Source organism: Aquimarina mycalae, from assembly GCF_029906345.1.
GTDB lineage: Bacteria > Bacteroidota > Bacteroidia > Flavobacteriales > Flavobacteriaceae > Aquimarina.
In genome coordinates, this window is the sequence record NZ_JARYGY010000004.1 from 340,573 (window position 1) to 361,114 (window position 20,542).

The window sequence follows — 20,542 nt, forward strand, 5'->3', positions numbered from 1 at the left end:
AAAACTTTCGATCTATATCGAAAATTATTATTCGGAGCGTTTCATCTGATATCTAAAACAATAGTATTAGCACATGAAATTACATGCGGTAAAAGCAGGAAACTTTAAACTTGATGGTGGAGCAATGTTTGGTGTTGTTCCGAAAGTTTTATGGAATAAAACCAACCCTGCAGATGCTAACAACCTAATCGACATTGCTGCAAGATGCCTATTAATTGAGGATGGTGATAGACTGATCCTAATCGATGCGGGAATGGGCAATAAGCAATCTGATAAGTTTTTTGGATACTATTCTCTTTGGGGAGATGACAACTTAGACAAGTCATTAAATGAAAAAGGATTTCATAGAGATGATATTACCGATGTTTTTATAACACATCTTCATTTTGACCACTGTGGTGGCGTTGTCCAATGGAATCATGACAAAACTGGTTATCAGCTTGCTTTTAAAAATGCTAAAGTTTGGAGCAATGAAAATCATTGGAACTGGGCGACTACACCAAACGCCAGAGAAAAAGCATCTTTTCTGAAAGAAAATATCCTTCCTATTCAAGAAAGTGGACATCTTAACTTTATTTCCAGAACAGGAGAATCCTTTCAAAAAAACACAGAATTGGGATTTGGCGTACTATTTGCAGATGGTCATACAGAAAAACAAATGATTCCTCATATAACATATAAAGAAAAAACTATTGTGTTTATGGCAGATCTTCTGCCTACAGCTGGTCATATTCCATTACCCTATGTTATGGGATATGATACCAGACCTTTATTAACGTTACCTGAAAAAAAATTATTTTTGGAAAATGCGGCCAATAATAATTGGTACCTGTTTATGGAGCACGATGCTCACAATGAAATTATAACCGTACAACAAACCGAAAAAGGTGTGCGATACAAAGAAACTTTTACTTGTAATGAAATATTTAATTAAAAAAGCTATGATTCCCAAGTTTAACAAAACACTAATAGCCTCTATTACTTCCTCTATTCTTTTAAGTAGTTGTGGAGCGCCAACAATAATTTCTACTCCAATAGAAAATATTGATACAATTCCTTTAAAAAACATTGTATTAACTGATGCCCAATTAAAAAATTGGAATTCTGCAGATTTGACAATCGACACAGTTCCAGGTATGAGCGTAAATAGAGCATACACAGAATTAATCAAAAATAAAAAAGGTCAGACAGTTATTGTTGGAGTTATTGATAGCGGTGTAGATATAGAACACGAAGATCTAGACGATGTGATTTGGACCAATACCAAAGAGATTAAAAATAACGGAAAAGACGATGATAAAAATGGTTATATAGATGATATACATGGATGGAACTTTTTGGGAGATTCTGAAAATGAAAACCTTGAATATACAAGAATCATAAAAAAACTTAAACCTAAATACGAAGGAAAAAATATAGCTTCTGTAGACGAGTCTGATAAAAACGAATATCAAACCTATATACAAGCAAAAGCAGAGTTTGAAGAAGAGTATCAAAAAGCTTTAGGTAATAAAAATCAATACGAACAAATATTACAACAGGTTCAAATATCACATAACAAACTTACAGAGATCATAGGAAAAAAAGATTATACTCAAAAAGAGTTACTTGCTGCAAAAGCTGATACTCCTGAAACTCAACAATATGTTGCTATTCTTTCTCAAATGTTTGGCTTTCTGGAAAATGATGAAAAGATTCCAGATTTAATAAAAAACTTAAAAGAAGGTATAGATCATTTTACGGATCAATTAAATTATAACCTTAACCTTGATTTCGATGGAAGATCAAAAGTAGGTGATAATGTTGATGATCTTAGTGATAATAAATACGGAAACAACAACGTAATGGGACCTAATCCAGCAAAAGAAGGAATTAAACATGGTACTCATGTTTCAGGAATTATTGCGGCAGAGCGAAATAATGGAAAAGGAGTTAATGGTATCGCACAAAATGTTAAAATAATGGCACTTAGAGCTGTGCCAAATGGTGATGAATATGATAAAGATATTGCGTTAGCCATTAGATATGCTGTAGATAATGGTGCCAAAGTAATTAATACTAGTTTTGGGAAATATTATTCAACGCACCCAGAATGGGTAAGAGAAGCGATCCAATATGCCGCAGAAAAAGATGTTTTGATTGTAAACGCTGCTGGAAATGAGGGAATAGATTTAGATCAAAAAGCAGTTTATCCTAATGATCAGGCGGATAATGCCGAAGAAGTTTCTGATAATTTTATTACTATAGGCGCTTTAAATTATGAATACGGTTCTAATCTTGTGGCTGATTTTTCTAATTATGGTCAAAACAATGTAGATGCTTTTGCGCCAGGTGTAAAAATATGGGCTACTACTCCATCCAACACATATGAATATTTACAAGGCACATCTATGGCTGCTCCAGCGGTTTCTGGGGTTGCTGCTTTAATACGATCTTATTATCCGAAATTAAAAGCTTCTCAGGTAAAGCAAATATTAATGAATAGTGGTGTAAGCACCAATGCTACAGTAGTTGTTGGTGGAGAAGCGACAAACACTGATAAATTTACCAAATTATCTAAATCTGGTAAAATGGTAAATCTTTATAATGCGTTGATTTTGGCAGAGAAAACATCTAAATAAAAAGTGAAAAGATATTATGTTTAAAATAGTTTCAATCGGGTTTTTACTGTCCGTTCTCAGTATTTCCGCACAAAATAATACTAGTTACTGGCAACAACATGTTGATTATACCATGAATGTTGACATGAACGTTGAAAATTTTCAATACTCAGGAACACAGGAACTGATATACACAAACAATTCACCAGATTCATTATATCAGGTCTTTTATCATCTATATTTTAACGCATTTCAACCTGAAAGTGAAATGGATGTGCGTTCTAGAAATATTGCAGATCCTGATCCTAGAGTAATGGATAGAATCAATAAGCTTTCTCCATCAGAAATTGGATATTTAAAAGTTTTATCATTAAAACAAAATGGGTCAGATGTTAAACATGAAGTAGCAGGAACTGTTTTAGAAGTACAACTAAACAAACCTATTGCTCCTGGAGAAAAGATTACTTTTTCAATGAATTTCGAAGGGCAAGTTCCTGAACAAATTCGCCGTTCTGGGCGTAATAATAAAGAAGGCGTTGCATTATCGATGACTCAATGGTATCCTAAAATTGCCGAGTATGATTTCGAAGGGTGGCATGCAGATCCATATATTGCACGTGAATTTCATGGAGTATGGGGAAATTTTGATGTAACCATAAATATTGATAAAAATTACATTATAGGAGGGTCTGGATATTTACAAAACCCGCAAGAAATTGGACACGGATATCAAAAACCTGGAACCGAAGTAAAACAAAAAGGTAAAAAACTATCTTGGCATTTTATAGCCCCTAATGTACATGATTTCACTTGGGCTGCGGACCCTGAATATGTACATGATGTTGTTCAAGTTCCTGATGGACCAGTATTACATTTTTTATATAAAAACAAAAAAGAATACTTAGAAAACTGGAAAAAATTGCAGCCGAAGTCTGTAGAATTAATGAAATATTTCAGCTCCGCAATTGGAAAATACCCTTATAAACAATACTCGATTATTCAAGGTGGTGATGGTGGAATGGAGTACGCTATGTGTACTTTAATTACTGGTGGAAGAAATTTAGGTAGTCTTGTTGGTGTCACCGCTCATGAAATGGCACATGCTTGGTTTCAGCATATATTAGCAACAAACGAAGCCAAACATGAATGGATGGATGAAGGTTTTACTAGTTACATTTCCACTTTAGCAATGGATGAGGTTATGAAACAAAATAAACCAAACCCAATGCAAGGAATGTATATGGGTTATTTTCAATTAGCATCTTCTGGTATAGAACAACCACAATCAACACATGCCGATCGTTATACAAGAAATGCGGCTTATGGAGCCACTGCATATGCTAAAGGTGCTGTTTTTATGTCGCAACTAGGATATATTATAGGAGAAGAGAACTTATCAAAAACGATTAAACGATACTTTGATGAATGGAGCTTTAAACACCCTACTCCTAATGATTTTAAACGTATTGCTGAAAAAGTTTCAGGAATGCAACTTGATTGGTATTTAACAGACTGGACACAAACAACCAATACTATTGATTATGGTATCAAGGAGGTTTCAGCAAACGAAAAGAAAACATCAATAACTTTAGAACGCATTGGACTCATGCCAATGCCAATAGATTTATATGTAGAATATAACGATGGTACACAAGAGTCTTTTTATATTCCGCTACGAATGATGCGAAAAGATAAAGAAAACCCATTTCCTTCTATTAATAGAAATGTTTTATCCGATTGGAGTTGGACGAACCCAACATATTCTTTTGATATATCTAGACAAAAATCTGATATAAAATCAATTAAGATTGATACCTCAAATAAACTTGCAGATATTAATACCAATAATAACAGTTTTTCTCAATAGAGATATTTGTACTAAACCTTATTCTAAAGACCTTTTATAAAAAACCAATAATAAAAGGTCTTTTTTATTGATATTATCTTAACATATTCAATGTTAAATAACAAAATCTTTGCTTTTTTGTTAAAAAAGCGCTTATTTTCGCCACAAAAATGGTTTTACTGTAAATTTTTTAGGGTTTTAGACATATAAATTGTTATATATAAATATTGAAAAATCCTTTTTGATTTTTCTTAGAATCATAATTAATAAATAATGATGTAATTATTCATTATTTTAGAAGACAAAAATTGTAAACATAAATAAACCTATTGCGTATGAAAAAGGTAAAATTACTACTACCACTTTCAATTGCTTTGATTTCTTTTGTTGTTTTGGGTACTTATTATAGTAAAAACAATGACAACAAAAATCAAGCTAATAAGGAAATTATCCCTTTAAAAAAGGAGGGTAAAAAGAAAGGAAAAACGATGGAAGAACGTCGTCGTTTTGCTGAAGAAAGAATTCAACATGAGCTTTCATTCCAAATTAATCCAACTACAGGAGAAATACCAAGAATAGAAAAAGAAAATGAGGTTGTTATGTCTAAAAAGATAATGGCATCTACATTTGCTAAGGATGCCAAAGACGCCAGTAACACTACTTATATTTCCAGAGGACCCTCTAATCTTGGAGGTAGGACAAGAGCTGTGGTTATAGATAGATCTGATGCTACGAGTAATACTATTATTGCAGGAGGTGTAACAAGTGGTCTTTTTAGAACTACTGATGGAGGCGCTAGTTGGGTTAAAGTTTCTCCTAACAATCAAATTCATAATGTATCAACAATTGTTCAAGATCCTAGAGCAGGGTCAGAAAACATATGGTATTATGGTACAGGAGAATATAATGAACAAACTGTTAACTCTGCTAGTTTAGGTAATGCTGCTCCATTTTTTGGTCAAGGAATATGGCAATCCACAGATAGCGGTGTTACTTGGACACAGCTTCCTAGTACAGCATCTGATCAAACTACAGAAGACGATTTTGACTTTAATAACAGAATAGCTGTTCATCCAATTACTGGTGATCTTTTTGCAGCAACCAGAGGTGCAATAAGAAGGTTTGATGGTAATGTATGGACAACAGAAATAAGTGGTGGTGCTTCTTTCACTGATCTGGTAATTGCTCCAACATCTGGTGATGTATATGCTAGCTTCCCTCCCAATAGTCCTGCGGTAGATGGTGTTTGGCAATCCACAAACAATGGTAATGGATCTTGGACTAGAATAGGATCAAATACCACACCTGGTTTTGGTTCTAATGGAAGAATGGTACTAGCACTTGCACCTTCTAATGAAGATATTCTATATTCATTTTTTGTTAGTTCTTTTGCAGACGTAACAGTTCAGGCAGGATTATGGAGATGGGATAATTCAAGCGATTCTTGGACTAATTATACAAGCAGAATGCCTGACGAAGTTGGAGGAGATTTATCAGGAAATGACCCTATTTCTGTTCAATTTGGATATGATATAGAAGTAAGTGTAAAACCAGATAATGCTAACTTTGTAGTAATAGGAGGAACCAATGTGTATAAAATTGAAAATATTATTACACAGGGAACATTTACTAGAATTGGTGGGTATATAAACAATCAAAGTTATGGTTTATACAATTTAGGAGGAGGAGATTCTCATCACCCAGATATCCATGCGCTAGTATTTGATCCTAATAATCCAGATATTTTATTTAGTGGAACTGATGGAGGTGTGCATAGAACCGACGTTACGGCGGCAACTGTAGCTTGGACAAATTTAAATAACAACTATCAAACCTATCAATATTTTCATGTGGCTATAGATCCGAATAGTAGTTCTGATATTGTAATCGGAGGTGCTCAGGATAATGGAACTACTGCAGGAGGAACCGATTTTGGTCAACCTGATCTTACTACAATGTCTAGTGTTAGAGGAGGTGATGGTGTTGCAGTTGGTATATCAAGAGATGATGCTTGTATTCCTTTTTTCTCTGGGACTCAAAATGGTAGTATTGTTAGAGATTGTCCTAATGGACAAAACATTACACCTACTGGATCTTCAAGTCAATTTGTTACGTACTTTTTCCTAGATCCTAGTAGTAACAATGCACTCTATTATGCGGGTAGAACTAATTTATATAGAACATCACAATCTACCTCTGTAACTTCTGGTACTTGGTCCGATCTTGGTCCTTTATTTAATGCTGCGGGTATAAGTGGTGAAGAAATAAGTCAATTTACCGCAACATGGGGGACTTATGATGGTGCTAATAGTTATTTACTTATAGGTGGAGATAGAGGGTCTCTAGTGCGACTTAATAACCCACAAAATTCTGCTGTTATTGCCTTAGGAAGAGATATTACACCAACACAAGCCAATACAGATCAAGGAAAAGTAAGTGGTATTGCTGTTCATCCTACCAATAATGATATTGCAATGGTTACATATGCTAACTATGGTATCACTAATATTTATGTAACTACCAATGCTACTGCATCAACTCCTACATGGACGGTTGCAGAAAGAAATCTGGATGCTTTTTCTATACGATCTGCTGCAATTACAGAGGTAGATGGAGAAACAAGATATTTTGTTGGTACAGCTCGTGGGTTGTATAGTAGTACTGATCCTGTAAATCAAGATTGGTCTATTGAAGCGCCTAATCAAATTGGTTTTGCTTTAGTTAGTGCATTAGCTTACAGACCAGCAGATAATAAACTTTTAGTAGGTACACATGGTAACGGAATGTATGAAGGTACGGTAGCAGCTACACTTTCTGTAGAAGAATTCGATGCTTCAGAATCTAGCTTTGTTGCTTGGCCAATTCCTGCAAATGATGTTATAAATGTAGTTGTTGATGACGCCTTTGTTGCTGGAGATTTAGATTTCTCTGTATATGACTTAAAAGGTAGTCTTATTAAAAAAGGTGAATTAAGTTCTGAAAAACAAATTGGTGTAGATGATCTGGCTAAAGGATCTTATATACTTCAATTGTCTTCTAATGCTAGAGACAAGTCAATACTTTTCACTAAAAACTAAAAATTATATATATAATTATACTAAAATCCAGTGTTGAAATATTTCAACACTGGATTTTCTTTTTGAGAATATCCTATCCCAAATCTTATCAGTATTTTTATCCCTGATGAAAGAGAATTTTGGTACAAAAGAAAAACTTAAAAGTAAGAAAGAAATAGAACTCCTTTTTTCTGAAGGGAAATCCATTGCTCGATATCCTATACGACTAATTTATAGAAAAGCTTTGTCACAAGGAGAAGTGAATGTTCTGGCGGCAGTTTCTGTTAGTAAACGTAATTTTAAAAAAGCAGTAGATCGAAACCGCATAAAACGTTTATTGCGCGAAAGTTATAGAAAAAATAAGTATATTGTACACAACAACACTACTCATCAATTCACTTTTATGTTCTTATATACAGGCAAAGAAATGCCTGATCATATATTGATAGAATCTAAAATAAAAGAAATATTACAAAAGTTCATAACACGAGAAATTAAACCAACTTAGTTTTAATTCGCTTGTTATCTGATAAAACAAAGAAAAAGATGAAAAAGAAAATTCTTTATCCTGCAATTGCCATTGTAATTTTATTTTCTACAGTAAGTTTTAAATCTGATTTTTTTGAAATCGCAAAACAGATTGAGATTTTTACCACCATGTTTAAAGAATTAAACATGAACTATGTAGACGAAACTAATCCTGCAGAGCTAATGGATACTGCAATTAAGGCTATGCTAGATGATTTGGATCCGTATACTAAATATTGGAATGAACAAGATGTAGAAGCTTCTAAAATTAGAAATGCTGGTGAATATACAGGTATTGGTGCTTCAGTAAAAACAGTTAAAGACAAAATAATTATTGTAGAGCCTTATAAAGATTATCCTGCTGATAAAGCTGGTCTTAAGGCTGGAGATCAAATTATCAAAATTGGTGATGTAGTTGTGTCGGATTTTAATGAAGATGCAGGAGAGCTACTTAAAGGTGCTAGTGGTACTAAAGTAGATATCACATATACAAGACAAGGTCAAACAAAAACCACAGTATTAACAAGAGAAGAAATAGAGGTTAATGCTGTTCCTTTCTTTGAGCTATTAGACGATAACACAGGATATATCGTGTTATCAAAATTTAATAATAAAGCATCTTCTGAAACGATCGCTGCTTTAAAGCAACTAAAGGCAAAAGGTGCAGATAAAATCATACTGGATCTTAGAGGAAACCCAGGAGGTTTGCTTAATGAAGCTATAAATGTGACTAATATATTTGTTCCTAAAGGTGAGCTTATCACCACAACCAAATCAATTGTAAAAAAATATAACAAAGAATACTTTACCAAAAAAGCTCCTGTTGATACAAATATCCCTCTTGTTGTGCTAGTTAACGGTAGAAGTGCTTCTGCAAGTGAAATTGTAGCAGGTAGTATTCAAGATTTAGATAGAGGTGTCGTTATTGGTGCCAGAAGTTTTGGTAAAGGATTGGTTCAACGACCAAAAAAACTAACATATGGTACTCAGCTAAAAATAACAATATCTCGATATTATACACCTAGCGGAAGATGTATTCAGGCGTTAGATTATTGGAATAGAGATGAAAATAATAAAGCTGTTCGAATAAATGAAAAAGATTTTAAAGCCTTTAAAACAAAAAAAGGAAGAACAGTATATGATGGTGGTGGAATTCAACCAGATATAGAAATGGAGACTTCAAAATTCAGTAATATTACCACTTCCCTGCTTCAATCTGATGCTATTTTTGATTACGGAACTAAATATTATTATGCTCATCAACAAGCTGATATTACTAACTTTAAGTTTACAGATAAAGATTATCAGGATTTTAAAAACTTTGTTAAGCAAAGTGGCTTTAACTATGAAACAGCCACAGAAAAGTCACTTAAGAAATCTTTAGAAGTTGCTAAAAAAGATAAATTAGATGAAGATATTTCTGAAAGTTATAATGCGTTGTTGATATCCATAAAAAATGCTAAAGAAAAAGGGCTAGATACTCATAAAAAAGAAATCGTAAATTTACTTACTGATGAAATTGTAAAGCGCTATTCTTATAGAGAAGGATTATATAATTACTACATCAATCATAATCCTGAAATTACAAAAAGTAAGGAAATCTTGGGTAACAAAAATAAATACGATAAGATCTTAAAATAAAACTAGCAGCAATAAAAAAACCAGCGTTATAATAGCTGGTTTTTTTATTGTTATGATGTTATCATCATAATATGTGGAATTCCATCCTCGAGATACTCCTCTCCTATCTGTTTAAAACCATGTTTTTCGTAAAACTTCTTAAGATAACATTGTGCAGAGATTTTAATTTCTTTAGTCTTAAAATGTTCTAAAATCGCTTCAACACTTCTCTTAATAAGGTCATGTCCATAACCATATTTTCTTTCCTTAGCAGGAATCACTACTCTACCTATACTTGGTTGTTCAAAATAATCACCTGAATCAAAAATTCTTGTATAAGCAACAATCTCTTTGTTTTTAAAACCTATTACGTGTAATGCTTTTTGATCTTTGTCATCCACATCTTGATAAATACATTGTTGTTCAACAATAAATACTTCTGCGCGTAAGCGCAAAATTTTATATAATTCATGAGTATTTAACTCATCAAAGCTTTTAATTTCAAACACGATATCCATATATCAATACTCCAAAAAAAACAAGTTAACGACTTATATTATCTATTAGCACATAGCTATTTTATTTACTCTATTTTGATGTCTTCCTCCTTCAAATTCTGTAGCTAAAAAGGTTTTCACCATCTCAATTGCTTGTGGTAACGAAGTAAACCTAGCAGGAATACTTATAATATTTGCATTGTTATGTTGTCTGGTTAACTCAGTTATTTCTTTCGTCCAACATAAACCAGCACGCACGTTTTTATATTTGTTTGCAGTCATAGAAACACCATTACCACTTCCACAAATTAGAATCCCAAAATCTACAGCATTGTTATCAACATCTTTTGCTACAGGATGAACAAAATCAGGATAATCTACACTACTATTTTCATCTGTTCCATAATTTACAACCTCTATTCCTTCTGATTTAAGGTACTTTACAATTTCGAATTTATATTCGGTTCCTGCGTGATCATTTCCAATAGCTATTTTCACAAGTTTTAATTTTAAGAATTATTTATACACTCAATATCATGTTGACAACAAAGATAATTTAATCCAAAAAAGTAAACTTCAAAAAATCAATAATTTAACGGCTTACATTTTCAATGTTAATAACTCCTGTTCCTATGTTAACATAGCGTGTGTATAAATAGTTGCTAAAATTGAGAAACTTTTTTTGGTAGTTTTATTTTTTATTAGAATACAAGCTTAAGTATCATAAATCAAAATTATAAAACCGTTTTTTTTAGATAAGTTTTTAAACATAAAACTCATGTTATAAACTACGGTTTTGCCATAAAAATATCAATAAAATCATGTGTTTATAAGCTATCAACAGCTGTTAATTAAATTTCATTTTTACAACATTTTCAATTGTTTAACCTATTAACATCCTGTTGATATATATCTGAAAATTCAAATTAACTTAACAAACAAATAAAATATAATAAAGTTATACCGCTATCAACACTACATCATAATCATCATTTTTTATTTTAAAATTTAGAAAAAGAAAAAGTATATATATAATATATGTTGACAACTATATTATAAATGCTATTTATTCTATCAAACTATATTAAGATGTGAATTAGTGTTGAGATCATCTATGATTTCTTGAACTCTTGTTTGATCTTTTGGGTGGATTTTTAGATTGATACCGCCTAGCGCATTAGAGTAAAAAGGAAAGACTCCTATCATCGTTTCGTTTTCAAAAAAATAAGAAATACCTTCTCTTTCCAAAAGAAGTCGTAATATTGCATAATCGTTTGGATAAGTAAAGGTTGCAATTGTAATAAAATCTTTCATAGAAATAATCCAGGTAATAGATTATCTAAATATACAAATTAATCTAAAAAACAATTAATTGATTTGTGTAGCTTCCCTATCAGAGTGTATCGCACCATTTATTTCTGATTGCTCATTGGTATCTGTTTTCTGATCCATTGTATTTCCTATATAAAGCGTAAGAACATAGATACCTAATAAAAAAATTAGGATAAATAGAAATATGATTTTATGTATTTTTTTTACTCTATGCATTATGAACTCTTTACCAAACGAATAAAAAACGATCTTGGTATTTTAAAATTAAGGAAATTTTAAGATTAATAACAAGATTTGTTTAAAATAATTATTTGTAATGTATTGATTTACAGATAATGCAATTTTTTAACTTTAAACAAGAATCAAATTTAATATTTAATAAAAGTTTACGCATAAAACAACTTATGTTAAAAGATAAGCTGTAATTTTATATTATATTATTTAAAAGACATTAATGAAAAGAAAAAGAAGAAGAGGAAAAAAGTCTCCTAAAATAGAAAATATTACCCAAGGAATACTCAAAATACTAAAATCAGAACCTAATAAATCATTCAATTATAAACAGATTGCAGCTAAGTTTGGAGTAGATGATCCTAGTAGCCGTAATCAAATTATCAAGAAATTAGCGCAATTAGCTTCTAAGAAAGAAATAGAAGAAGTTGAACGAGGAAAATTTAAACTGGTACCGAATATTAATACATATTCTGGCATTCTGGAAATAACATCTAAAGGAACTGGATATGTCGTAGTACAAGATCTTGATGATGATATTTTTATACCTAATAATAACCTTAACAAAGCTTTACACGGAGATGAAGTTGAAGTGTATGTATATAGACGAAAAAGAAGAGGAAAAAGTGAAGGAGAGATTTCTAGAATTATTTCTAGAAAACGAAAAGAATTTGTAGGTGTTATAGAAATTCAGAAGAACTATGCATTTGTAAATATGCAGGATACAAAAATGTATACAGATATTTTTATTCCTAAGAATAAAATAAAAGATGCAGAAGATGGTGATAAAGTATTGGTTAAGTTAGAAGATTGGCCAGAAAAAGCGGATTCACCATTTGGAAGAATTCTAAAAGTTCTTGGTAAACCAGGAGATCATAATACCGAAATCCATGCAATATTAGCGCAATATGGATTGCCCTATGAATTTCCTAAAGAAGTAGAAGCGTATGCAAATGAATTGGATACTTCTATACAAGAATCTGAGATCAAGAAACGTAGAGATATGCGTGAAACGCTTACGTTTACTATTGACCCTAAAGATGCTAAAGATTTTGATGATGCACTTTCTTTTGAAGTTCTAAAAAATGGAAATTATGAAATAGGAATTCATATAGCTGATGTATCACATTATCTAAAACCAGGTACAGTTTTGGACGATGAAGCTTATGAGAGAGCTACTTCTGTATATCTAGTAGATAGAGTAGTACCTATGCTTCCTGAAGTTTTATCTAATAATGCGTGTTCACTGCGTCCTCACGAAGAAAAATATACATTTTCTGCGGTTTTCGAACTAAATGAAAAAGCAGAAATTAAGAACGAATGGTTTGGTAGGACTGTGACATATTCTGATGCACGCTTTGCTTATGAAGAAGCACAACACATTATTGAAACCAAAGAAAATACGATTCCGTCAAATATTTCTCTTACAGGAAAAGAATATAAAGCAGATCAAAAAATTGCTGATGCGGTATTAAAATTAGATGAATTAGCTAAAATCATGCGTTTAAAACGTATGGGTGATGGAGCAATTTCTTTTGACAAGGTAGAAGTAAAGTTTAATCTAAACGAAGAAAACAATCCAGTAGGAGTGTTTTTTAAGACTTCTAAGGATGCAAATAAGCTTATAGAGGAGTTTATGTTACTTGCTAATAAAAAGGTCTCAGAATTCATAGGAAAACAAAATCCTAAGAAAACTTTTGTCTATCGAGTGCATGATGAACCAAATGATGAAAAATTAGCAGCTTTACAAAATGTAATTGGTCGATTTGGTTATAAATTAGATTTAAGAGATCGCAAAACAACCACTAAATCATTAAACGGATTACTTAAAAATGTTCAAGGTAAAAAAGAACAAAACCTTGTAGATACTTTAGCAATACGAAGTATGAGTAAAGCAGAGTATACTACACATAATATTGGTCACTACGGATTAGCATTTGATTATTATTCTCATTTTACATCTCCAATAAGACGTTATCCTGATGTTATGGCACACCGTTTGTTACAGCATTATTTAGATAATGGAAAATCTGCTTCAGAAGAAGAATATGAAGAACGATGTAATCACAGCAGCTCTATGGAAAACCTAGCAGCAAGTGCAGAGAGAGATTCTATAAAATTTATGCAAATAAAATTTATGAAGGATCATGAAGATGAACAGTTTTTAGGAGTAATTTCTGGAGTAACTGAATGGGGTATTTATGTCGAGATTATTAGTAATAAATGTGAAGGTATGATTCGACTTAAGGATATGAATGATGATCATTATGTATTTGATCAAGATGAATATGCTGTTATTGGACAAAACTCTAAAAAAGTATATCAATTAGGAGATGAAGTCTATGTTAAAGTTAAAAATGCAGACCTTATTAAAAGACATTTAGATTTTACATTATTAGGTAGTAAAGAAGAAATAGAATAAACAATCTAGGTATTCGTTTATTAAAAAAGTAAATCACACATAAATCAATTTTAAATTATAGGCAATGAAAAAAATAGTATTTCTTTCGTTATTATTTGTTGCATCTATTGCAACTGCTCAAAGTGTTATCACAAAAAATGTTGGAGATTTTGATGAACTTAAAGTCTTTGATAAAATTGAAGTAAAACTTCTAAAAGGATCAGAAAATAAAGTAGAAATTTCTGGTATAAGTAGAAAAGAAGTGGATGTAGTTATTAAAGATAAGGTACTAAAAATTAAAATGTCTTTAAGTAATACCTGGGATGATAATGATACTAAAGTAATTGTGTATTATACAGATATATCAAAATTAGATGTAAACGAAGGAGGTAAAATCATTGTAAAAGAATTAATTACCGCTACCGAATTAGATTTAAGAGCTCAAGAAGGAGGAGATATCTATGCAGAAATTGAAACAGATAAGTTATTAGCAAGAGCTGTGAGTGGCGGTGGATTACATCTAGAAGGAAACGCTAAAGAACAAGAGGTAACCGTAAAAGCAGGAGGACAGTTTATAGCAGAAGATCTAAAAACACTTAGAACTCAGGTAAAAATTAGCGCTGGTGGAAAAGCCAATATTAATGCTAGTGATTATGTAAAAGCAAATACTGCAGCAGGAGGAACTATTAGAATTTATGGAAATCCGAAGGAAGTTGATGGAAAAAAAGTATTTGGTGGTAAAATTATTGAGGTAAACTAAGTTGTATTTTCTAAATTTGTAAGAAATACGCTTACATTATATGTTTCAAGACGCTCAAGCAGCAATACCTTTAGGATTTTTATTAGCCTTTTTAATAGGTCCTGTATTTTTTGTCTTATTAGAAACAGCTGCTATAAAAGGGTTTCGCGCTGCATTAGCAGTAGATTTAGGAGTAATTTTAGCAGATATCGCATTTATCTTAATAGCTTATTTTAGTACAAATCAGATTTTAGAAAAAATAAAAGACGATCCTGCATTATTTATGTTTGGAGGAATGTTGTTAGCTACTTATGGTATTATTTCCTTTATAAAAGAACGAAAAAATTATAATAGACTAAGAGATACATCTGTAGAGATAATTAATAAACACAACTATCTTACTCTATTTATTAAGGGATTCTTATTAAATTTTATAAATATAGGAGTGTTAGGTTTTTGGTTGAGTATTATTATTGTTATCGGTCCTCAATTGGATATGAATACCAACAGAATAGTTGTATTTTTTATTATCGTTTTAGTTACATATCTTATTATTGACATTTTTAAAATGTTACTAGCTAAACGTTTAAAAAGAAAATTAACTCCTAAAAGAACATATATTATTAAAAGAGTGATCAGTGTTTTTATGATTGTTTTTGGTGTATTCTTAATATTAAAAGGAGTACTTCCTGAAACTATGGAGAAAAAAATTCAGGATAAGATTGAAAAAATTACACCTTAAATAAATAAAATTTATATAAACTTATTTAATAATGAGATAGTTAAATAAAAAAAGTCCTGTAAATATTTACAGGACTTTTTTTTGAGGTGTCGAGCGGATTCGAACCGCTGTAGATGGTGTTGCAGACCACTGCCTAGCCACTCGGCCACGACACCCTTTTTGTCTTCGAGGGCAAATGTAAAAAAATTTATGATTACTTCAGATTTATTTATCTTTTTTTACTTCTTGTAATAGTAACCATTTCTACATTTCCTCCAATTGGTGGGTTAATTTTAGAAACATCCACAGTTGCTTTATCAACTAATGGCAATTCATCTAATATACGAGTTAAAATTCTTTCTGCTGCATGTTCTAATAATTTAGAACGAATTGCCATTTCTTCTTTAACAATGTGATTAAGATGAACGTAATCTACAGTATCAGCAAGATGATCAGTATTAGCAGACTTATTAAGGTTTGCATTTACTTTTAAATCAACACGATAATCAGAACCAATTTTTTTTTCTTCAACCAGACATCCATGATACGCATATATCTTGATGTTTTTTAGTTTAATTAATCCCACAGATTTTTTTTACAAAGGTAATAGAATCTTTGTTAAGAATATATGGGAAAAGAACCCTTTTATACATAGGTATTTAAGTAATCAAATAGATATTATATAATTGTTGTGTATCATTAGAAATATTAGGTAGTTTTGTATTTTATTTTTTAGAAATGACAGAAGAAAAAAAATCACTCAATTTTTTAGAGCATATAGTAGAAGAAGATTTAGAAAATGGAATGAATTCTAAGGATTTACGTTTTCGTTTTCCTCCAGAACCTAATGGATATTTACATATTGGTCATACGAAAGCAATAGGAATTAGTTTCGGGTTAGGACTTACATATAATGCTCCTGTAAATCTACGTTTTGATGATACAAATCCAGCCAAAGAAGAACAAGAGTATGTAGATGCAATTAAGAATGATATTTCGTGGTTGGGATATCAATGGGATAAAGAATGCTATTCTTCTGATTATTTCCAGCAGTTATATGATTGGACGGTGATGTTAATTAAAGAAGGAAAGGCTTATGTGGATAGTCAGTCTTCAGAAAAAATAGCTGAGCAAAAAGGAACCACTACAGAACCAGGTATTAATAGTCCATACAGAAATAGATCTGTTGAAGAAAATCTGGATTTATTTAAAAGAATGAAATCTGGAGAATTTGATGAAGGAGCATATGTGGTTAGAGCCAAAATAGATATGGCAGATCCTAATATGTTGATGCGAGATCCACTGATGTATCGAATATTAAAAAAAGCACACCATAGAACTGGAGATGATTGGTGTATTTATCCTATGTATGATTGGACACATGGAGAGAGTGATTATATAGAACACATTTCGCACTCACTTTGTTCATTGGAGTTTAAGCCACACAGAAAACTGTATGATTGGTTTTTAGATCAAATATATGATGATAGTAGTATAAGACCTAAACAAAGAGAATTTGCACGTCTTAACCTGAGTTATACCATAATGAGTAAGCGTAAATTACTTAGGTTAGTTAATGAAGGTGTTGTTAAAGGTTGGGATGATCCTAGAATGCCCACGATTTCTGGTTTAAGAAGACGAGGATACACACCTGCATCGATTAGAAAATTCGTAGAAACAGTAGGAGTTGCCAAAAGAGAAAATGTAATTGATGTCTCATTATTAGAATTTTGTATTAGAGAAGATCTTAATAAAAAGGCACCAAGAGTAATGGCAGTTTTAGATCCTGTAAAACTAATTATTACTAATTATCCAGAGGGAAAAGAAGAGTGGTTAGAAGCAGAAAATAATCCTGAGGATACTTCTGCAGGATCAAGGCAAGTACCTTTTTCAAGAGAATTATATATAGAAAGAGAAGATTTTAAGGAAGAAGCAGGACGTAAATATTTTAGGCTTACAATAGGTAAAGAAGTTCGTCTTAAAAATGCATATATTCTAAAAGGAGAAAGTGTGGTAAAAGATAGTAACGGTATAGTTACAGAAATTCATTGCACATATGATCCAAAAAGTAGATCAGGTAGTGGAACCGAAGAATCTAAGCGTAATGTAAAAGGAACATTACATTGGGTATCAATAGCACATGCAATTCCTGCAGAAATTAGACTATATGATCGTTTATTTAATGATGAAGCTCCTGATAGTCATAAGGAAAAAGATTTTATGGAATTTCTTAATCCAGATTCATTAAAGGTAATAACAGGATATATAGAGCCAAGTCTTAAAGAAGTAAAGCAATTAAGCCAGTTTCAATTTCAGAGATTAGGATATTTTAATGTGGACCCAGATAGTAAATCAGAGCAATTAGTGTTTAATAAAACGGTTGGTTTAAGAGATACTTGGGCAAAAGTAAAACCTAAGGCGAATAACCAATCTAATAACAATAAACCACAACAAAATAAGCAAAAAGAGGTACCTGCAATTGAAGAAATCAAAAGAGCAGGGAAGAAGTATACTAATTTACCAGAAGAGAAGCGAGAAGCGCTTAAAACAAAGATTATAGAGGCTGCTAAAAAAGTTGATATAGACGAATTAATTCCATTATATGGTACAGCAGCCAAAAAAATCGGAACTAGAATTGTAGTAACAATAGCATTAGGTGTAGTTTTAGAAACCAAAGGACTTAAACCCGATCAGTTAGCAAAAGATTTTATTATCAAAGGAAAAGAAGATAGTAATGAATTATTGCAAACAGAAGCAGAACATCTTGTAGCTAAATTTTCAATTTAATTGATGAAAAATGATATTCAGAGCACATAAGAAGGTGATTTTTTTTCACTTATTATTGAATTTTATTTTTGCTCTTTTTATTACTTGTTCATCATATTATCATATTCCTCTTAATGGAGGAAAAGATGTTTTTATGTACTTTATGCATTTGTGTATTATTCAATCCACATTTGCGGGAGTGTTGTATATTATTTCGCTATCGAACATAGTATTTAAAACCACCTTTTCTATATTATTTCTTGTACTTGGATTTATTTCATTTTGGGTGTATAGTATAGATATTTCTGTTTCACCAGCACTGATAAATGCTACATTAACTACTAAATCCTATATAATAAAAGACCTTATAAGTATCCAGTTGGTACTATATATATTGGTATTAATAGGTGTTCTTTTTTTAATTTTTAGGTTCTATAATAGATTAGAAAAACGGAAGGGGTATAAAGTGTTTGTTCCGACAAGTATTGCCTTAATATGCCTTTTTTTCTGGGTAGATCAAAAAAGACTTCAAAGCTTCAGTAGCAAATTACCATATTCTTTATTTTACAGTGCAAAAGAGTATTGGGAAGAAGAAGAATTGCCTTTAAAAAACATAAAAAATGTAAATTTTAAGGAACCAAAAGAAGATATAAAAGTAGTTTTGGTAATAGGAGAATCTTTGAGAGCAGATCATCTACAACTGAATGGATATATCAGGGAGACAACCCCGAAACTTGCAAAAAGAAAGAATGTAGTTAGTTTCAATAATGTATTTACTAACAAAACTAACACCGCATTAAGTATACCGAATATAGTAACAAACCAAAGTATTTATGGTAGTGATCGAGATTCAATAATATCGCTTTTTGATATGATGGATTCTAGAAATATCCTAACAAAATGGATTGGTAATCAACTTTTGGAAAGCTCTTATAAACAGATAGTTGAAACTAATAATGAGGTATTAATCATTGATGAATTAAGGTCGTTTTGGAGTTTTAATAAGAAAAAGGATCTTAGTTTAGTATCTGAACTCGAGGAGCAAATTTCTAAAGATAAAAAGGGGTTATTTTCTTTACATATGATAGGAAGTCATTGGTGGTATGAAGATAAATATACAGACGAGTTTAGACGATTTAAACCTGTTGTAGATAGTAAGTATATTCCATCTATGACGAAGAATCAAATGATTAATTCTTATGATAATACAATACTATATTTAGATAACTTTTTAGATCAAACAATAACCGTTTTAGAACAGCAACAAGAACCTAGTATTTTAATATATATATCGGATCATGGCGAAGCTCTTGGAGAAGATGGAAAATGGTTACACTCACATTATAAAAGTTTAACAAACCCTGGTATGATTGTTTGGTATTCTGATTCTTTTAGAAAAAAATATAAAGAAAAGACCAATATATTAACCGAAAAGAAAAATGAAAGTATTACTACAGACGTAATTTATCATTCAATTTTGGATATATTTAATATCAAGGAATATAATGGACAGGAATCTATTTTTTATTGTGATAAATAATATAACGTATTAATTATCAGCTATTTGTTCATCCTCTGGTATTTGTATTTCGGTTTTAAAATTGGAGAATATTTTCTTTGTTTCATCATCATTTAATAACTTATTAGATTCCACAAAATACCAATGCTCTTTCTTTTTATCATAAAATCCAAACAAAGAACTTTTTAAGGTAACAAACCTCCCATTAAAATCCATTTTAATCGTGTTTGTGACTAAACAACGATATTCTTTTTTTTCCTTTTTTATATCTGCTACTTCATCTATTTCAGAACTTACAATTTTTATTTTTTGGGCGGTCATGGTTCTAAAAACTTGTTCAATAGCATCCTTTAATTCTTGTTGACCATATTTTTTGGATATTTTAGGATGTGTGTATTTTAAGATAGTACTAACATCTTTTTTTAAGGAAGCTTCAGAAACTGCTTTGGCATCTCTTAAAGCAAATTTTTCTAGTTTGCTTATGTTTTGAGAAAAAATGCTTCCAGAAACAAAAAGCAAAATAAGTAGGTAATTTTTCATGGCGACTTTTTTTGATAAAGGTACTATTTTTTATAATATAAAAAATAACTATAGTATTAGTTTAGGTATTGTTTTTATCTATTAAAAACAGATTTGTTTAAAGAGTTTTAAGAGAAAATAAAAATTAGGCAATACGATTTGTCTAA

Annotated in this window: 17 protein-coding genes and 1 tRNA gene; 11 read left to right on the forward strand and 7 right to left on the reverse strand. The window is 31.1% G+C overall.

The features are described 5' to 3' along the window. The first annotated feature begins 73 nt into the window (after positions 1-73). The 6 genes from QBK95_RS11725 (at position 74) to QBK95_RS11750 (ending at position 9,671) form a co-directional block, all read left to right on the forward strand. Positions 74-934: an MBL fold metallo-hydrolase gene (locus QBK95_RS11725; protein WP_280933901.1), complete on the forward strand. Its 861-nt coding sequence runs from the start codon at positions 74-76 to the stop codon at positions 932-934. Next, the gene (locus tag QBK95_RS11730; protein ID WP_280933902.1) at positions 918-2,621 is read left to right on the forward strand and encodes a S8 family peptidase; all 1,704 of its coding nucleotides are present in this window, start codon (positions 918-920) and stop codon (positions 2,619-2,621) included. The genes QBK95_RS11725 and QBK95_RS11730 overlap by 17 nt, the downstream gene beginning before the upstream one ends. 16 nt (positions 2,622-2,637) lie before the next feature. After that, complete coding sequence (locus QBK95_RS11735) at positions 2,638-4,467, forward strand: M1 family metallopeptidase (RefSeq protein ID WP_280933904.1); 1,830 nt, start codon at positions 2,638-2,640, stop codon at positions 4,465-4,467. 314 nt (positions 4,468-4,781) lie between these two features. Beyond that, a complete protein-coding gene (locus tag QBK95_RS11740; protein ID WP_280933906.1) occupies positions 4,782-7,523 on the forward strand; it encodes a T9SS type A sorting domain-containing protein in 2,742 nt (913 codons plus the stop codon). Between the two features lie 106 nt (positions 7,524-7,629). Further along, on the forward strand, positions 7,630-8,010 hold the full coding sequence (gene rnpA, locus QBK95_RS11745) for a ribonuclease P protein component (protein ID WP_280933908.1): 381 nt from the start codon (positions 7,630-7,632) through the stop codon (positions 8,008-8,010). Positions 8,011-8,048: 38 nt separating this feature from the next. Beyond that, on the forward strand, positions 8,049-9,671 hold the full coding sequence (locus QBK95_RS11750; RefSeq protein WP_280933909.1) for a S41 family peptidase: 1,623 nt from the start codon (positions 8,049-8,051) through the stop codon (positions 9,669-9,671). A gap of 50 nt (positions 9,672-9,721) precedes the next feature. Here QBK95_RS11750 and QBK95_RS11755 read toward each other — a convergent pair whose 3' ends face one another. From QBK95_RS11755 to QBK95_RS11770, 4 genes are all read right to left on the reverse strand, one after another. Then, complete coding sequence (locus QBK95_RS11755; RefSeq protein ID WP_280933911.1) at positions 9,722-10,168, reverse strand: GNAT family N-acetyltransferase; 447 nt, start codon at positions 10,166-10,168, stop codon at positions 9,722-9,724. A 45-nt stretch (positions 10,169-10,213) separates the two neighbouring features. Beyond that, complete coding sequence (rpiB, locus tag QBK95_RS11760; RefSeq protein WP_280933913.1) at positions 10,214-10,645, reverse strand: ribose 5-phosphate isomerase B; 432 nt, start codon at positions 10,643-10,645, stop codon at positions 10,214-10,216. A 576-nt stretch (positions 10,646-11,221) separates the two neighbouring features. Continuing rightward, positions 11,222-11,461, reverse strand: a complete 240-nt coding sequence (locus QBK95_RS11765) for a DUF2007 domain-containing protein (RefSeq protein ID WP_280933915.1) — start codon at positions 11,459-11,461, stop codon at positions 11,222-11,224. A 54-nt stretch (positions 11,462-11,515) separates the two neighbouring features. Continuing rightward, positions 11,516-11,695 (reverse strand): hypothetical protein, encoded by a 180-nt coding sequence (locus tag QBK95_RS11770; protein WP_280933917.1) that lies wholly within the window; start codon positions 11,693-11,695, stop codon positions 11,516-11,518. 238 nt (positions 11,696-11,933) lie between these two features. Between QBK95_RS11770 and rnr the strand changes: the two genes are divergently transcribed. The 3 genes from rnr (at position 11,934) to QBK95_RS11785 (ending at position 15,592) form a co-directional block, all read left to right on the forward strand. Further along, complete coding sequence (gene rnr, locus QBK95_RS11775) at positions 11,934-14,132, forward strand: ribonuclease R (RefSeq protein WP_280933919.1); 2,199 nt, start codon at positions 11,934-11,936, stop codon at positions 14,130-14,132. 64 nt (positions 14,133-14,196) lie between these two features. Then, on the forward strand, positions 14,197-14,871 hold the full coding sequence (locus tag QBK95_RS11780; protein ID WP_280933921.1) for a head GIN domain-containing protein: 675 nt from the start codon (positions 14,197-14,199) through the stop codon (positions 14,869-14,871). A gap of 40 nt (positions 14,872-14,911) precedes the next feature. After that, positions 14,912-15,592, forward strand: a complete 681-nt coding sequence (locus QBK95_RS11785) for a LysE family translocator (RefSeq protein WP_280933923.1) — start codon at positions 14,912-14,914, stop codon at positions 15,590-15,592. An 84-nt stretch (positions 15,593-15,676) separates the two neighbouring features. Here QBK95_RS11785 and QBK95_RS11790 read toward each other — a convergent pair. Next, positions 15,677-15,747 (reverse strand) — tRNA-Cys (locus QBK95_RS11790). Between the two features lie 53 nt (positions 15,748-15,800). Beyond that, entirely contained in the window at positions 15,801-16,157 is a 357-nt protein-coding gene (gene folB / locus QBK95_RS11795; protein WP_280933925.1) for a dihydroneopterin aldolase, read from the reverse strand. Positions 16,158-16,309: 152 nt separating this feature from the next. On the opposite strand from folB, the gene QBK95_RS11800 reads away from it, so the two are divergent. After that, the gene (locus tag QBK95_RS11800) at positions 16,310-18,358 is read left to right on the forward strand and encodes a glutamine--tRNA ligase/YqeY domain fusion protein (protein WP_280933926.1); all 2,049 of its coding nucleotides are present in this window, start codon (positions 16,310-16,312) and stop codon (positions 18,356-18,358) included. 10 nt (positions 18,359-18,368) lie between these two features. Beyond that, positions 18,369-19,877 carry a phosphoethanolamine transferase gene (locus QBK95_RS11805; RefSeq protein WP_280933928.1) on the forward strand — a complete coding sequence of 503 codons (1,509 nt, stop codon included), beginning with the start codon at positions 18,369-18,371 and terminating at the stop codon, positions 19,875-19,877. A gap of 9 nt (positions 19,878-19,886) precedes the next feature. Here QBK95_RS11805 and QBK95_RS11810 read toward each other — a convergent pair whose 3' ends face one another. Next, positions 19,887-20,396 (reverse strand): hypothetical protein, encoded by a 510-nt coding sequence (locus QBK95_RS11810; RefSeq protein WP_280933930.1) that lies wholly within the window; start codon positions 20,394-20,396, stop codon positions 19,887-19,889. Positions 20,397-20,542 lie beyond the last annotated feature (146 nt).

Bases quoted from the DNA above. Each gene is read 5' to 3' on its own strand.
- QBK95_RS11725 (WP_280933901.1), top strand. From the start codon at position 74: ATGAAATTACATGCGGTAAAAGCAGGAAACTTTAAACTTGATGGTGGA.
- QBK95_RS11730 (WP_280933902.1), top strand. From the start codon at position 918: ATGAAATATTTAATTAAAAAAGCTATGATTCCCAAGTTTAACAAAACA.
- QBK95_RS11735 (WP_280933904.1), top strand. From the start codon at position 2,638: ATGTTTAAAATAGTTTCAATCGGGTTTTTACTGTCCGTTCTCAGTATT.
- QBK95_RS11740 (WP_280933906.1), top strand. From the start codon at position 4,782: ATGAAAAAGGTAAAATTACTACTACCACTTTCAATTGCTTTGATTTCT.
- rnpA (WP_280933908.1), top strand. From the start codon at position 7,630: ATGAAAGAGAATTTTGGTACAAAAGAAAAACTTAAAAGTAAGAAAGAA.
- QBK95_RS11750 (WP_280933909.1), top strand. From the start codon at position 8,049: ATGAAAAAGAAAATTCTTTATCCTGCAATTGCCATTGTAATTTTATTT.
- QBK95_RS11755 (WP_280933911.1), bottom strand. From the start codon at position 10,168: ATGGATATCGTGTTTGAAATTAAAAGCTTTGATGAGTTAAATACTCAT.
- QBK95_RS11765 (WP_280933915.1), bottom strand. From the start codon at position 11,461: ATGAAAGATTTTATTACAATTGCAACCTTTACTTATCCAAACGATTAT.
- QBK95_RS11770 (WP_280933917.1), bottom strand. From the start codon at position 11,695: ATGCATAGAGTAAAAAAAATACATAAAATCATATTTCTATTTATCCTA.
- rnr (WP_280933919.1), top strand. From the start codon at position 11,934: ATGAAAAGAAAAAGAAGAAGAGGAAAAAAGTCTCCTAAAATAGAAAAT.
- QBK95_RS11780 (WP_280933921.1), top strand. From the start codon at position 14,197: ATGAAAAAAATAGTATTTCTTTCGTTATTATTTGTTGCATCTATTGCA.
- QBK95_RS11785 (WP_280933923.1), top strand. From the start codon at position 14,912: ATGTTTCAAGACGCTCAAGCAGCAATACCTTTAGGATTTTTATTAGCC.
- QBK95_RS11800 (WP_280933926.1), top strand. From the start codon at position 16,310: ATGACAGAAGAAAAAAAATCACTCAATTTTTTAGAGCATATAGTAGAA.
- QBK95_RS11805 (WP_280933928.1), top strand. From the start codon at position 18,369: ATGATATTCAGAGCACATAAGAAGGTGATTTTTTTTCACTTATTATTG.
- QBK95_RS11810 (WP_280933930.1), bottom strand. From the start codon at position 20,396: ATGAAAAATTACCTACTTATTTTGCTTTTTGTTTCTGGAAGCATTTTT.